12 protein-coding genes are annotated in these 13,758 nt (G+C 63.8%); 8 read left to right on the top strand and 4 right to left on the bottom strand.

From position 1 onward, the window contains the following. Nucleotides 1-556 precede the first annotated feature (556 nt). The gene (locus tag QX070_RS27375; protein WP_315740268.1) at nt 557-1,633 is read left to right on the top strand and encodes a hypothetical protein; all 1,077 of its coding nucleotides are present in this window, start codon (nt 557-559) and stop codon (nt 1,631-1,633) included. Nucleotides 1,634-1,698: 65 nt separating this feature from the next. On the opposite strand, the gene QX070_RS27370 is transcribed toward QX070_RS27375, so the two are convergent. Continuing rightward, the gene (locus QX070_RS27370; RefSeq protein ID WP_315740267.1) at nt 1,699-2,220 is read right to left on the bottom strand and encodes a MarR family winged helix-turn-helix transcriptional regulator; all 522 of its coding nucleotides are present in this window, start codon (nt 2,218-2,220) and stop codon (nt 1,699-1,701) included. Nucleotides 2,221-2,620: 400 nt separating this feature from the next. On the opposite strand from QX070_RS27370, the gene QX070_RS27365 reads away from it, so the two are divergent. Then, nucleotides 2,621-4,150, top strand: a complete 1,530-nt coding sequence (locus QX070_RS27365; RefSeq protein WP_315740266.1) for a porin — start codon at nt 2,621-2,623, stop codon at nt 4,148-4,150. A 666-nt stretch (nt 4,151-4,816) separates the two neighbouring features. Further along, on the top strand, nt 4,817-6,346 hold the full coding sequence (locus QX070_RS27360; protein WP_315740265.1) for a porin: 1,530 nt from the start codon (nt 4,817-4,819) through the stop codon (nt 6,344-6,346). Nucleotides 6,347-6,482: 136 nt separating this feature from the next. Here the strand turns inward: QX070_RS27360 and QX070_RS27355 are convergent, their stop codons facing one another. Beyond that, the gene (locus tag QX070_RS27355; protein WP_315740264.1) at nt 6,483-8,834 is read right to left on the bottom strand and encodes a lytic transglycosylase domain-containing protein; all 2,352 of its coding nucleotides are present in this window, start codon (nt 8,832-8,834) and stop codon (nt 6,483-6,485) included. A 310-nt stretch (nt 8,835-9,144) separates the two neighbouring features. Between QX070_RS27355 and dapA the strand changes: the two genes are divergently transcribed. The 4 genes from dapA (at nt 9,145) to QX070_RS27335 (ending at nt 11,633) form a co-directional block, all read left to right on the top strand. Then, nucleotides 9,145-10,035, top strand: coding sequence for a 4-hydroxy-tetrahydrodipicolinate synthase (dapA, locus tag QX070_RS27350; protein ID WP_315740263.1), 891 nt, complete (start codon nt 9,145-9,147; stop codon nt 10,033-10,035). A 67-nt stretch (nt 10,036-10,102) separates the two neighbouring features. Then, a complete protein-coding gene (gene mscL, locus QX070_RS27345) occupies nt 10,103-10,519 on the top strand; it encodes a large conductance mechanosensitive channel protein MscL (RefSeq protein ID WP_315740262.1) in 417 nt (138 codons plus the stop codon). Next, a complete protein-coding gene (gene smpB / locus QX070_RS27340; RefSeq protein WP_315711387.1) occupies nt 10,519-10,992 on the top strand; it encodes an SsrA-binding protein SmpB in 474 nt (157 codons plus the stop codon). The genes mscL and smpB overlap by 1 nt, the downstream gene beginning before the upstream one ends. A gap of 56 nt (nt 10,993-11,048) precedes the next feature. Beyond that, entirely contained in the window at nt 11,049-11,633 is a 585-nt protein-coding gene (locus QX070_RS27335; protein WP_315740261.1) for a peroxiredoxin, read from the top strand. A gap of 17 nt (nt 11,634-11,650) precedes the next feature. Here QX070_RS27335 and QX070_RS27330 read toward each other — a convergent pair whose 3' ends face one another. After that, nucleotides 11,651-12,337 carry a uracil-DNA glycosylase gene (locus tag QX070_RS27330; protein WP_315740260.1) on the bottom strand — a complete coding sequence of 229 codons (687 nt, stop codon included), beginning with the start codon at nt 12,335-12,337 and terminating at the stop codon, nt 11,651-11,653. Then, nucleotides 12,318-12,968, bottom strand: a complete 651-nt coding sequence (locus QX070_RS27325) for an NYN domain-containing protein (RefSeq protein ID WP_315740259.1) — start codon at nt 12,966-12,968, stop codon at nt 12,318-12,320. Before QX070_RS27325 ends, QX070_RS27330 begins: the two co-directional genes overlap by 20 nt. Before the next feature lie 371 nt (nt 12,969-13,339). Here QX070_RS27325 and rpoZ point away from each other — a divergent pair, with 371 nt between their 5' ends. Further along, nucleotides 13,340-13,732, top strand: coding sequence for a DNA-directed RNA polymerase subunit omega (gene rpoZ / locus QX070_RS27320; protein ID WP_006612728.1), 393 nt, complete (start codon nt 13,340-13,342; stop codon nt 13,730-13,732). The last annotated feature ends 26 nt before the right edge of the window (nt 13,733-13,758 follow it).

Below are 13,758 nucleotides of genomic sequence, written 5' to 3'. Positions count from 1 at the left end.
GGCAGCGCATTCCGGCCCAGCACCCGAGTCAGGCTCGCTCGAAGATCGATGCAAGATCGGCAACTGAGACAAATCAAAATCGGCGGCTGAGGCAATGAGGAGGATTCCGAACGCCTCGTTGATCGAAAATCAGTTTCTTTTCAGTAACTTGACAGTCTGTCGGTATTTTTTTAAATTGGTGTTGAAAACAGATGAGTTGATAAGCTAATTTTGTCACGCGCTGATAGCGATCCCTCCTCAAGAGGACACTGCCGATCCAAGTTCGACGATCCTATGATGTTAGACTCCACGAAACCTCTGGCGATGCCCCGCCGGAGGTTTCTTCATTTCAGGATCTCCTCGTCGCCCGGTTCCTGAGGTTGGCTTTCGGTTGCAACGTACCGGTGCAACCGCTGCGCGTCAGCGCAAAGCATCCATCGTAGACCAAAGGTCGGAGCAAAATTCCTTGCGCATCGGCTTGACCGGGAAATCCCGGGTGGTCACGATGACCGCTAGATGACGGGGCCACACCGTCACGCCAGCGAGGAATCAGTCCAAGATGAGTTCGGAAGGCTCTGTGGGAGTGCTGCGTCCGTGGTCCGAGCAAGACGATCTGGCGGGCGCCATCACGCGGTTGCTGGAGGCGCGGCCGGAGGGCCGGGCCGAGCTTGCGGAATGTCTGGCGGTTGCGCAGCGGATCGACGCCAGCGACGACGAGTCCTGGTATCGCGAGTGGATGCATTGCGCGGATGCAATGAAGGCTGCCGCCGCCGACGCTGTGAGCAGCGGCCGTCCCGAGCTGGCGTTTCGCAAATGGTCGCGCGCGGTCGATTGTTATGAGGCTGCGGCCTGTCCGTTCAGCAGCTCACGCTCCCGCCAGGCCGTCGTGCTGTCCCGCATGCGCGAATGTGCGCGCGAATTCCTGCGCTGCGCCGATCCGCCAGGAGAGGTCGTCACGATTCCCTGGCGCGCGGACTATTCGCTCGAAGCCTATTTCCTGCCGGCGCGCTGCGAGGCAGGCAGGGCGCCCACCGTCATCTGCATCGGTGAGCCCGGCCGTCGCAAGGAAACGTCCCTGTTCAAGCTTGCAGCCCATGCGGAGCAGCGCGGCTTGGCGTTGCTGGTGGTCGATCTGCTGGGCAGCGGACCGGACTGCCGCTTCGAGGAGATCGTCGGCGGTCGCGATCTCGAATCAGCCATCGCGAGCGTGACGGACTACGTGACGTCCCGTGATGACGTGGACGAAGGCCGGATCGCGATCCTGGCCGACGACTGGAGCTCGTCCTTTGTCGCGCGCGGCATCGCACTCGATCCGCGGTATGCTGCGGCGGTCTGCGACGCCGGCTTGTGGGACATTCACGAGCGCGTCTTCCTGTCGCGCCGACCCGGTGCGGGCGAGCGGGGCAGGCTGTCGATCGCGGCCGATGGGCTGGCGGCGCGGCAGATCATGTGTCCGCTGCTGGTGACGGTGCCGGAGCGTGGCTGGCTTCGAGCCGACATCGCAACCCGGCTGATCGCGCAGATCAAGCGCGAGCACCCGGACATCACCCTGAAGATCGTCTCCAGCGCGGGCGCCGATTGGCTCGAAGCCGATGCCTTCGTCTTCGACTGGATCGCCAAGCGTCTGGCGGGGTCTCCGCGGCCTCCAGGCTGACGCGACCGCATGTCTGCGCTCGCTGCCTGTAAGAGGCGGTTGGGCCGTGACCGCCTCGGGGGGCCTCAGAGCCCCATCGTGAGTCGCGCGCTGGCCTTTTCGAAACGGTCCTTGAGGCCAGCCAGCTTGTCCGTGAAGGTCGCGAGCTCACGAGCGTCGAATTCCTCGAAGATGAAGCCGAAGATCTGCGCTTGCTGAGCTTCCAGCTCGGCGAACTGCTCCGATGTCTTGGCGGTGAGCGACATCCGGACCACGCGCGCATCGTTGGGGGCGGGCTTGCGTTCCATGAAGCCCTTCTTCTCGAGCAGCTTCGACTGCGTCGTGACGAAGGAGGGGTCGACGTGCAGCCGCTTGGCCGCCGCATTCACGGCAACTCCCTCGCCTTGATCCAGTTCGGAGATCGCCATCAGGATCATCCATTGCGGGCCACTGATGCCGATTCTCTTGGCCCAGAAGTACCTCAGCTCCTCCAGATGGACGTTGATCGTGGAGATCTCCCTGGCGAAGCGAAGAATGGCGTCGCGATTCTTCGGCAGATGTTCGGCAGTCTTCGGTTGCGCGTCCGCTTCCACAGGTGCGGCAGACATGTTCTTCAAGGGCGCCATTGCTCAGGAGTTCCGGTACGAAGCTTGACCCTAAAGAAAAAAAATCCGCAACAAAATCACTTATCTAGGAGGACATCCGTCGTCCCCCGTGCGCTGCACAACAAGCTGCCATTGTGTTGCCCTTAAGACACATTTCGGCTTCATTCAATTACCTGACTGCATAAACTATTTTGCTTACCGAATGAGCGAAGGCATAGTTCCTGGCGACGGTGGGGGGTTACTCGATCGTCCCGTGACAGGTGGTTCGCTTAAGTCCCTCGCGTGATGCGGGTGTGTCCGATGGCGCGAAGCGGCTGAAGCGGTTTTTCGGGAGCGGAGGAAGCGGATCGTCCTGGGGGATCTTGGTCCGGTTCTTTCTCAAAAGAGCAACTTGGAGGTTTAAATGAAGACGGTTAAGAGCCTTGTCCTCGGCTCGGCGGCAGCTCTGCTCGCCATGTCCGCGGCTCAGGCGGCCGACCTTCCGATCAAGGCCAAAGCGGTCGAGTATGTGAAGGTTTGCTCCCTGTATGGTGCGGGCTTCTACTACATCCCCGGCACCGACACCTGTATCAAGCTGGGTGGCTACCTGCGCGCCGAAGTGGTCGCCGGCAGCAACAGCATCTTCAACGGAACGTTCAGCGGCCAGGGCGGCGCACACAACCGCCTCAGCAACTACTACACCTCTCGTGCTCGTGAAGATCTGAACATCGACACCCGCACGGCGACCGAATACGGCGTGGTCCGCACCTTCGCCGACCTGACCTTCAGCTGGACCTCGGGCGGCTATGCCGGCACGGGTTCGGCCACCGGTGCGACCGCCTACTCGACGGCGGGTGCGCCTGGCGCTCAGGCCGACGGCAACATCGCGCAGGGCTCGCTCGGCGTGTACTATGCCTTCATCCAGTTCGCCGGCTTCACGATGGGTAAGGCCGTGTCGCAGTTCGACACGCCCTGGACCAACTATCCGGGCAACAACTTCGACGGTCTCGCTGGCGGCGGCGGCACGGTCACCGGCGTCAATCAGCTGAGCTACACCGCTGACTTCGGCTCCGGCATCACGGCCACGGTTTCGGCCCAGGATGCGACTGCCTACTACCAGAACAACCTCTGGAACGTGGCTGGTTCGACGGCGGCTGGCGTGATCGGTGGTGCTTACGGCACCAGCGCCTACGGCGGCAACGTTGCTCCGGACTTCGTCGGTATGGTCCGCGTCGACCAGGCCTGGGGTCTGTTCCAGGCGTCGTTCGCGGCGCATGACAACCATGTCGCTTACTACGGCGCGTCCGAGACCTCCGGCCACCCGGCCGACAAGTGGGGTTGGGCGGCTCAGCTGGCCCTGTCGATCAAGAACATCCCGACCGGACCTGGTGACACGATCAACGTGCAGGGCGTCTACACCAATGGTGCGAGCCGCTACAACATCCAGAGCCTGATGCCGAACAACTACTCGATGTACGGCAGCACGGGTCTGGCTGGCGCCTATCAGAGCATCGGCTTTGCGGGCGTGGGCGACTCGGTCTTCACGACCGGCGGTGAGCAGCAGCTGACCACGACCTACGGTATCCGTGGTGCTTATACGCACAACTGGAACCCGGCCTGGAACACTGCGATCTACGGGTCTTGGGCTGCCGTCCGTTACAACGGCACTGCCAAGGGCCTGATCTGCACCAGCCCCGGCGTTGTCGCGGCCTTCAACGCGGGTTCGACCTGTAATCCGGACTTCGATCTGGCCACCATCGGCCTGATCACGCGCTGGACCCCGGTCAAGAACCTGACCTTCTCGGCCGACTTCGCCTACTCCTGGCTCGACCAGAAGCACTCTGGTTCGGTGACCTCGCCGGCGGTTGCTGCCGTCGCGAAGCCGGCCGCTGTGTACGAGATCAAGGATCAGCAGTCGGCTGTGCTGCTGCTCCGCGCTCAGCGCAACTGGTGATCCAGACCGTCTCATGACGGTTTGACCAGCCCCCGGCAGGCAACTGCCGGGGGTTTTTCTTTGCCTGGCCAGCTCGTGCTCCAGCGCCGAGACCCGCATTCCTCGCCGCTCCGCTCCGTCGCTGACAAACATGCTGCAGACCCGCCCGAGAACCACACCGCGCGGCCACGCGACGCAATGTAATCTGGATGGAATTTCGCGACCGACTCGTGGCCAGCCGGCTCAAACATCCGTGAGAGGCGGTCGCCGGGTTCGTTCGGTTCGACCGCACGTTTGAGCCAAGCTTGGCCTGCGTGACCTCGGGCAGGCGAGGGCGGGTGCCGCGATGGTCAGGCCGGAGAACTGGGAGACTCGCGCTCGCCGCCCTTCTCGGCGCCCGTCCTGCTGCATTCCCGCCACGACCGCGACATGCATTCGGCGGCGAAAGTCTTCCCCGACACATTACTCTTGGAGATTTGGCAGCCGTGCGCCGTGCCGCGGCCGCGCCACATGCGTGATCCGGCCGGTCACGAGAATGGTCCGATAAAGCACCAAGTCCGCCTCTCGATCGTTCCGACTGCAACGCTATGCGCGAGCACTGTGGTGCAGCTGGAGACGGGCTGACCGTGGGGGCGGTCGTTCGATGTCGAGCCGGGCCGGTCTGAACTGAGCAATTTGGAGGTTAGTATGAAGACTGTGAGGAGCCTTGTTCTGGGCTCAGGGGCGGCGTTGCTCGCCATGGGTGGGGCTCAGGCCGCCGACCTTCCGATCAAGGCCAAAGCGGTCGAGTATGTGAGGGTCTGCTCCATGTACGGAGCGGGATTCTTCTACATTCCGGGCACCGACACCTGCATCAAGCTGGGCGGCTTTCTGCGTGCCGAAGCAGGCTTCGGTACGAATACGATCTTCCAGAATGCCGTGAACGGCGTCGCCGGCGGGCGAAATCGTCTCAGCAACTACTACACGACGCGTTCGCGTGCCGACCTCAACATCGACACCCGCACCGCGACCGAATATGGCGTCGTGCGCACCTTCTTCGATGGTGTCTTCCAGTGGACCGGGGGCAGCTACGCGGGGACCGGCTCGCCCACGGGCGCGACTGCCTATTCGACGGCGGGCGCGCCTGGAGCCCAGGCCGATGGCAACATCGCGCAAGGCGGGCTCGGTGTCTTCTACGCCTTCATCCAGTTTGCCGGATTCACGATGGGCAAGGCCGTGTCGCAGTTTGACGCGCCCTGGGCCAACTATCCCGGCAACAATTTCGACGGTTTGACCGGCGGCGGCGGCACCATCACCGGCGTCAACCAGTTCACCTACACCGCCGACTTCGGCTCGGGCATTACGGCCGCGATCTCGGCCCAGGATGCGACGCAGTATTCGCAGTCGCAGATCTGGAATACGGCGGGACAGACGGCCGCCGGCGTGCTCACCGGCAGCTATGGCACGTCGAATTTCGGCGGCAACGTCGCGCCCGACATCGTCGGCATGGTGCGCGTCGATCAGGCCTGGGGTCTGTTCCAGGCGTCGTTCGCGGCGCATGACAATCACGCCGCCTTCTTCGGTGCCAACGAGACGACCGGCCACCCGGCCGACAAATGGGGCTATGCGGGTCAGCTCGCCCTGTCGATCAAGAACATCCCGACCGGCGCCGGCGACACCATCAATCTGCAGGGCGTCTACACCAACGGCGCCAGCCGCTACAATTTCCAGAGCCTCGCGCCGATCAACTACGCGATGTATGGCGGCAGCAACATGGCCGGCGCTTTCCAGAGCCTGGGCTTCGCGGGCGTGTCAGATTCGGTGTTCGGGGCGAATACGCAGCAGCAGTTGACCACCACCTACGGCTTCCGCGGGGCCTTCACCCACAACTGGGATCCGTTCTGGAATACGGCGGTCTACGGCTCCTGGAGCGGTGTCAGATACAACAACACCGCGAAGGGACTGATCTGCAACGGTGCAGGCATGGTCGCTCTCGGTATCACGCCTGCGAATTGCAACCCCGACTTCAACATTTCGACGGTGGGTGTGATCACGCGCTGGACGCCGGTCAAGAATCTGACCTTCTCTGCTGACGTCGCTTGGACCAGGCTGGACCAGAAGTTCACCGGCGTGGTGAACGCACCGGCGGTCGCGGCCGTTGCCAAGCCGGCCACGACCTACCAGTTGAAGGACCAGGACTCGGTCTCGCTGCTGGTGCGTGCCCAGCGCAACTGGTAAGTGCGGGCGAATGGCGAATAGGGAGTAGAGAATAGCGGTTGACGACGGAGCGGAGCCCAGGCTTCGCTACTCGCTACTCGCTACTCGCTACTCGCTACTCGCTACTCGCTACTCGCTACTCGCTACTCGCTACTCGCTACTCCACCACAGCGCCGCGGCGCAGATCGGCCTCGATCTGCAGCCGCGAGCCGCCGCCGAAGCGGGCGCGATAGACCTGCAGGTTCTCCATCACCCGCTGCACGTAGTTGCGGGTCTCCGAGAAGGGGATCAGTTCGACCCAGTCGACGGCATCGACCTTGGGATCGCGCGGATCGCCATAGCGCTCGACCCATTTTCTGACGCTGCCGCGGCCGGCATTGTAGGCCGCGAAGGTCATGATGTACGAGCCGCGATAGTCCTCGAGCAGGCCGCCGAGCTCGGCGGCGCCGAGCTGCGCGTTGTAGACCGGGTCGGTCTTCATCCGGTTCAGATCGAAGCTGACGCCCGCGCGCTTGCAGACGTAGCGACCCGCATCCGGCGTGACCTGCATCAGCCCATAGGCCTGTGCCGGCGAGACCACGGCCTGGTTGAAGGCGCTCTCCTGGCGCGCGATCGAGAAGACCACGCTCGGCTCGACCTCCGGTCCCAGCGAGCGGAACGCAGGAATGCCCGTGATCGGATAGGCGTAATGGTCGAACGGCAGCCCGCGATTGAGTGCGGCCTTGCCGACCAGCAGCATCGCTCGCGCATCGCTGTTTCGCGCGGCGATTTCCGCGAGTCCGACCAGCACGTCGGGGTCGCCATTGTCGCCCATGTCGGCGAAGATCGGGATCGCGACCTCGCCCTCGTCGAGTTCGTAGAGCAGCTGCACCGCGCGCACCACCTCGAGCCGCTCGACGCCGCGTCCGCGGCCGCTCGGCGCCGCATTGAGGCCGAGCTGCGGCAGGCCGAGCTTCGCGCGCGCCAGCTGTCCGTAATAGCTCGTGGACTGCTCGGCGGCCGACGTATAGGCCGCGCGCGCCTCCTGCATGCGCCCCATCGCTTCTGCCGCGCGGCCCTGCCAATAGCCGGCCCGCGCCAGGGTGGTCGGATTGACGCTGCCGACGCCGATGCGCGCAAAGTGCTGGGCCGCGGTGGCCGGATCGTTGAGGAAACGCAGTGCGATCCAGCCGGCAGTGAATTCCTGCTCGGTCTTGTAGATGTCGCGGTTCGGCAGCGCCGCATCCCGCGCGATCAGATAGGCGCTGCGATATTCGCCGGTGTCGATCATCTTTCGCGCCAGCAGTCGGCGTTCGATCCACCATTCGTCCAGATTGTGCAGGCGGCCGGGATCCTTGGGCGCGTTCAGCATCAGCTGCGCCGCCTCGGCGAATTTTTCGTCGCGCCGCAGCAGTTGGATGCGGCTGAAGATATAGCCTGCATCGCCGTGGAGTTCGCGCGGCACGGCTTCGAGCAGGCTCTGGCTATTGGAGGCTTTGCGGTAGGTCGCGATTCGCGCTTTTGCCAGCGCCACGTGGCCCGAGCCAAGCCGCCGGGCAGCGCGCATGGCGGCCTCGTGCTCGCTGCCATACAGCAGCGTGTCCATCCGCGCCTTGTGATCGCCGCCGGACAACAGGGCACCGTACTGGTCCAGGATGTTGTTCTCGGTCTCCTCGGACATCGCGTCGTTGCGCCAGGCATCGCGCACCAGGCGCTCGGCATTGGCGCGGTCGCCGCGATTGAGCATCACCCGGGCCAGCGCGAACTTTCCCTTGGCCGACAGCGGCGATTCGTTCTCGAACCAGGACCACACCACGGCATCGTCGCGCTTGTCGTCCCACAACGCGGCCTCGAGCCGGCGCCGCAGGAAGGTCTGCGACGGCCAGGACGGGTTGGCGGCGATGAACGCGCGGTAGCGCTCCACGCTGGCATTGTTGTTGTCGCTGCGCAGGATCACCCACTCCGCGAGCTTGCGCGCCACGGGATCCGAGATCGCCTGCACGACCTCGGTGGCATCGCTGGGCTTGCGCTTGCGGACGAGCTCGATCACGTTTTCGAGCGCCTCCTTGTCGGATTGCGAGGTCGAGGACGTCGCGGCGATCGCAGCCGGCACCACGGGCTTGCGGGAGGCGGGCAGGGCGGCATGCTGGCGGGCCGGCAGGCTCGCAGCCGCCGCGCCGGGGGTGATGTCCTTCGGCGCCGCGCGCGCCGTCTCGCCGGCGCCTTTGGGGCTGCTCTTGACCTCGGCCTTCGCTTCGGCCCGCGCGTCGACCTCGCTCTTGGTCCCGGCGGCCTCGTGGGTGTTCGTCTTCGGAACCGCGCTGCGCGCGATCGGACGCGCCTTCGGCACCGGAACCTTGGCCGCGGCAGCCTTGGATCCCGAAACCTTGGACCCAGCAGCCTGGTCCTTGGCGAGAGCGCTATGCCCGGCGAGAGCCCATCCGAGTGTCAGGCCGGCGGCCAAGGACACCGAGAGTGACACCGACAGGGCGGTCGATCGCAATGCAGTGGCGCGGGCAGAAAAGGGCACGGCGTTCCTTTTGCGGCGGATGACTTCGATCCCCTGACCAACATGGGTCTATCGAAAAGGTGAACAAATCCTAAATATACCGGGAAGGATTGCAACCTGCGCCAACACCGCGGCGAAATCACGACCGAAGGGCGGCGTGCGGGCCGTGGGGCTTCAGCGAAGGGTGATCGCGGGCCTCGGCAATGCGATTCGAGCGATCCGTGTGCCTGTTGAGAAGGCAGCCCAACCGCGGGCGGGCCTTCCGCCTCGTCGGCAGACCCGGTATGAAGTGGCTCGTACAGGGGCCAAGCGGCGTTTGGGAGGGAGTTTCATGGCAGCCAAGACGAATTTCCGGGGTTCTTTCACCGCCTTGGTCACTCCTTTCAAGAACGGGTCCGTGGACGAGGCCGCTTTTCGCAGCCTGGTGAACTGGCAGATCGACGAGGGCACCAACGGCCTCGTGCCGGTCGGCACGACCGGCGAGAGCCCGACGCTCAGCCATGACGAGCATAAGCAGGTGGTCGAGTGGTGCATCGCCGAGGCCCGGGGACGCGTGCCCGTCGTCGCCGGCGCCGGCTCCAATTCGACCAAGGAGGCGGTCGAGCTCGCCCAGCACGCCGAGAAGGCGGGGGCGGACGCAGTGCTGGTGGTGACGCCCTATTACAACAAGCCGACGCAGGAAGGCCTGTATCAGCACTTCAAGGCGATCAACGATGCGATCGGCATTCCGATCATCATCTACAATATTCCTCCGCGCTCGGTGATCGACATGTCCGTCGACACCATGAAGCGCCTGTTCGAGCTGAAGAACATCGCCGGCGTGAAGGATGCCACCGCGAGCATGGTGCGGGTGTCGCAGCAGCGCGCCGCGATGGGCGAGGAGTTCAACCAGCTCTCGGGCGAGGATGCGACGATCATCGGCTACATGGCGCATGGCGGCCATGGCTGCATCTCCGTCACGTCGAACGTCGCGCCGCGGCTGTGCTCGGAATTCCACCAGGCCTGGCAGAAGGGCGATGTCGCAACGGCGCTGAAGATCCACGATAAGCTGATGCCGCTGCATACCAATCTGTTCATCGAGTCCAACCCGGCGCCGGTGAAATACGCGCTGTCGCTGCTCGGCAAGATCGAGGAGAAGCTGCGGCTGCCGATGGTGCCGGTGTCGGAGCCGACCCGGGTCGCGGTGCGCGAGGCGATGGTTCATGCCGGATTGATCAACTAGGTTCCGAGGGAGCTCGGGATCGGCGAAGGTCGCGAGGATTTCTCGCAAGTCTGAGGGGGACGCGAGCATGTTGAAGGAATTCCGTGAATTCGCGATGAAGGGCAACGTCGTCGACCTCGCCGTCGGCGTCATCATCGGCGCGGCCTTCGGCGCCATCGTCACTTCGCTCGTTGCCGATGTGATCATGCCGATCATCGGCGCCATCACCGGCGGTCTCGATTTCTCGAACTACTTCATCCCGCTGTCCAAGACGGTCAATGCGGGCAACCTTGCGGACGCGAAGAAGCAGGGTGCCGTGCTGGCCTATGGACAGTTCCTGACCTTGACCCTGAACTTCTTCATCATCGCTTTCGTGCTGTTCATGATCATCCGTGTGATAAACAGGTTGAAGCGGAACGAAGCGGCAGCTCCCGCGGCGCCGGCGAAGCCCTCGGCCGAGGTCGAGCTGTTGACCGAGATCCGTGATCTCCTGAAAAAGTCCTGATGGCTGAAAAGAACGAACCCAAGATCACGGTCGCCGCCGAGAATCGCAAGGCGCGGTTCAACTACGCGATCGAGGACACCATCGAGGCCGGCATCGCGCTGACCGGCACCGAGGTGAAGTCGGTCCGCGGCGGCAAGTCGACGATCGCGGAATCCTATGCGGATTCGCGTAACGGCGAGATCTGGCTGATCAACGCCAACATTCCCGAATATCTGCAGGCCAACCGCTTCAATCACGAGCCGAAGCGGCCGCGCAAGCTGCTGCTGCATCGCAAGCAGATCAACAAGCTGATGGGTGCGGTCGAGCGCGAAGGCATGACGCTGATCCCGCTGAAGCTCTATTTCAACGAGCGCGGCCGCGCCAAGCTGCTGCTCGCCGTGGCCAAGGGCAAGAAGCTGCACGACAAGCGCGAGAGCGAGAAGAAGCGCGATTGGGGCCGCGAGAAGGGCCGGCTGCTGCGGGCGCGCGGCTAACGAGACCTTTGCCGTGCGCTCCTCGGCGGCACGCCTGAGCCTTGGGAAAGCATCCGATGAATCAGAAGAACCTCTTGGACGTCGACTGGAGCCGGATTCCGGCTCCGATCGACGACGGCGCAGCCGATCATCTGGTCGGGATGACCATTCCCGCGATCGGACTGCGTGCCACCGACGACACGCTGGTCACGCTGTCGGATCTGCCGGGACGGACCGTGGTGTTCGCCTATCCACGGACCGGCGAACCCGGCAAGGTGTCACTGGTCGAGGACTGGGACATGATCCCGGGCGCGCGCGGCTGCACGCCGCAGACCTGCAGCTTCCGCGACCTGTTCGGCGAGTTGAAATCAGCGGGCGCCGTGCATGTGTTCGGTCTGTCGACGCAGAGCAATGCCTATCAGACCGAGATGGCCTCGCGCCTGCACCTGCCGTTTCCGGTGCTGTCGGACGAGAAGCTCGAGCTCACCAATGCGCTGCGGTTGCCGACCATGGAGATCGCCGGGCTGACCATGATCAAGCGGCTTGCCATGATCGTGGACGCCGCGCGCATCACCCATGTGTTCTACCCGGTGTTTCCGCCGGACAGGAACGCGGGCGACGTGCTGGCGTGGCTGAAGGACAACCGCGCATCTGCCGCGTGAGGGTGGGGTGCGCCGAACTAATCCAGCTCCGCCTTTACGCGCGCGAACACGGCGTGGAACATCTCGGTCGTGAGCACGCCGGTGTTCGTGTTGTAGCGTGAGCAGTGATAGCTGTCGTACAGCCTGATCCTGCCGGCCTGGTGCACGGCGCCATGGCCGAAGGGCGCCGCGACCGCGCGCAAGCCCAGCAGCTTCAGCAGCGTGTCGTGGGAGATGCGGCCGAGCGCGACGATGCTGCGCAGCCGCGGCATCGTGGCGATGGTGGCGCCGAGGAAGCTCCGGCACTGGTTGATCTCGGCCGGCAGCGGCTTGTTCTGTGGCGGCACGCAGCGCACCGCGTTGCTGATTCGACAGTCCACCAGCGTCAGCCCGTCGTCGGGGCGAGCTTCGAACCGGCCTTTCGCAAATCCGTAATGCAGCAGCGTCCCATAGAGCAGCTCGCCGGCGTAGTCGCCCGTGAAGGGACGCCCGGTCCGATTGGCGCCTTGCAGCCCCGGCGCGAGCCCGACGATCAGGAGCCGCGCATCGGGATCACCGAACGACGGCACCGGCGCGTTGAACCACGACGGCTCACGCGCGCGCTGTGCCTCGCGGAACTCCACGAGGCGAGGGCACAGCGGACAGTCTCGATCGGGATTGGTCGAGGACGGGGTGGATGGCGCAGATGTGGCGTCCGTCCGCCGCCTAGTCGTCGAAATCGTCATCGGTGGTGGGGGTGGTCGTGGTGGTGCGTGCGGCCGGTGCGGTCGTGCTGCGCTGGAGGAATTGCGGGGAATGGTGGCGCGGCTCGCGCGGGGCGGGGCGCTCCGACGGGTCGCGGCCGAGCTTGGACTGCAACTCCATGAGGTCGGTGAAGACGTCGGCCTGGCGGCGCAACTCGTCGGCGATCATCGGCGGCTGGCTGGAGATGGTCGAGATCACGGTGACGCGAACGCCGCGACGCTGCATCGCTTCGACCAGCGAGCGGAAGTCGCCGTCGCCCGAGAACAGCACCATCTGGTCGATATGCTCGGCGAGTTCCATCGCATCCACGGCGAGCTCGATGTCCATGTTGCCCTTGACCTTGCGGCGGCCGCTCGCGTCGATGAATTCCTTGGTCGCCTTGGTGACGACCGTATAGCCGTTGTAGTCGAGCCAGTCGATCAAGGGCCGAATCGACGAGTACTCCTGATCTTCGATGATCGCGGTGTAATAGAACGCGCGGAGCAGCGTGCCGCGGCTCTGAAATTCCTTGAGCAGGCGCTTGTAGTCGATGTCGAAGCCGAGCGTCTTGGCCGTGGCGTATAGGTTGGCGCCGTCAATGAAGAGCGCAATCTTGTTGGTCGAAGATGACATTCAGTGTCTCGCGTTCAGTTAGATTCTATTTTTGGCGCGACTCCAGTCGGTCGCGCATTCCATTTCAAGATACTGCCAAGGCGTCGGCTCAAGATACTGCCAAGGCGTCGGCGGTCCATCTGGTGTGAGGTTACCGCAAACGGGAGTGATCGGGGCAACAAAGGCGCACTTGTGACGACGTAATGAAGCGTTTTCTTGTCCAACGCCCGAATTCCGCGGGTCTGGACGGAGCGCCAGTCAAGGTTGCCGAATTCGGTACACCTTGCCCCTTACAGAAACCTGACGCCAGTTTAGCCTTGCGAAAACCGGCCAGCCTCTATAACTAGCCCAGCATAATCAGCATATTAAGCACACAAAGGACCGGAGCGACAATGGCGCGCGTCACTGTGGAAGATTGTATCGATAAAGTCGACAACCGGTTCGACCTGGTCCTTCTGGCCGCGCATCGCGCGCGCATGATCTCGTCGGGATCACAACTTACAATCGATAGAGATAATGACAAGAATCCCGTCGTCGCACTCCGCGAAATTGCGGATTCGACCATTTCTCCCGAGGATCTGAAGGAAGAACTGGTTCATTCGCTGCAGAAGTTCGTCGAGGTCGACGAGCCGGAGCCGGACACGGTGCCGCTGATCGGCTCGGCCGGTGCCAGCGTCGATGCCGACGACACCGAGGTCGCCGTCGAGCGCATGACCGAGGAAGAACTGCTGAAGGGCCTCGAGGGCCTCGCTCCGCCGGAAGAGCAGCCCGAAGAGGACGAGTGACGGCCTCGTCGCCGTCAGCGCGCTCC

The sequence above is a fragment of the Bradyrhizobium sp. SZCCHNR1093 genome, assembly GCF_032381175.1.
Taxonomy (GTDB): domain Bacteria; phylum Pseudomonadota; class Alphaproteobacteria; order Rhizobiales; family Xanthobacteraceae; genus Bradyrhizobium.
The sequence above is the reverse complement of the archived record's forward strand: the minus strand, read 5'-3'. Positions and strand labels throughout refer to the sequence as shown.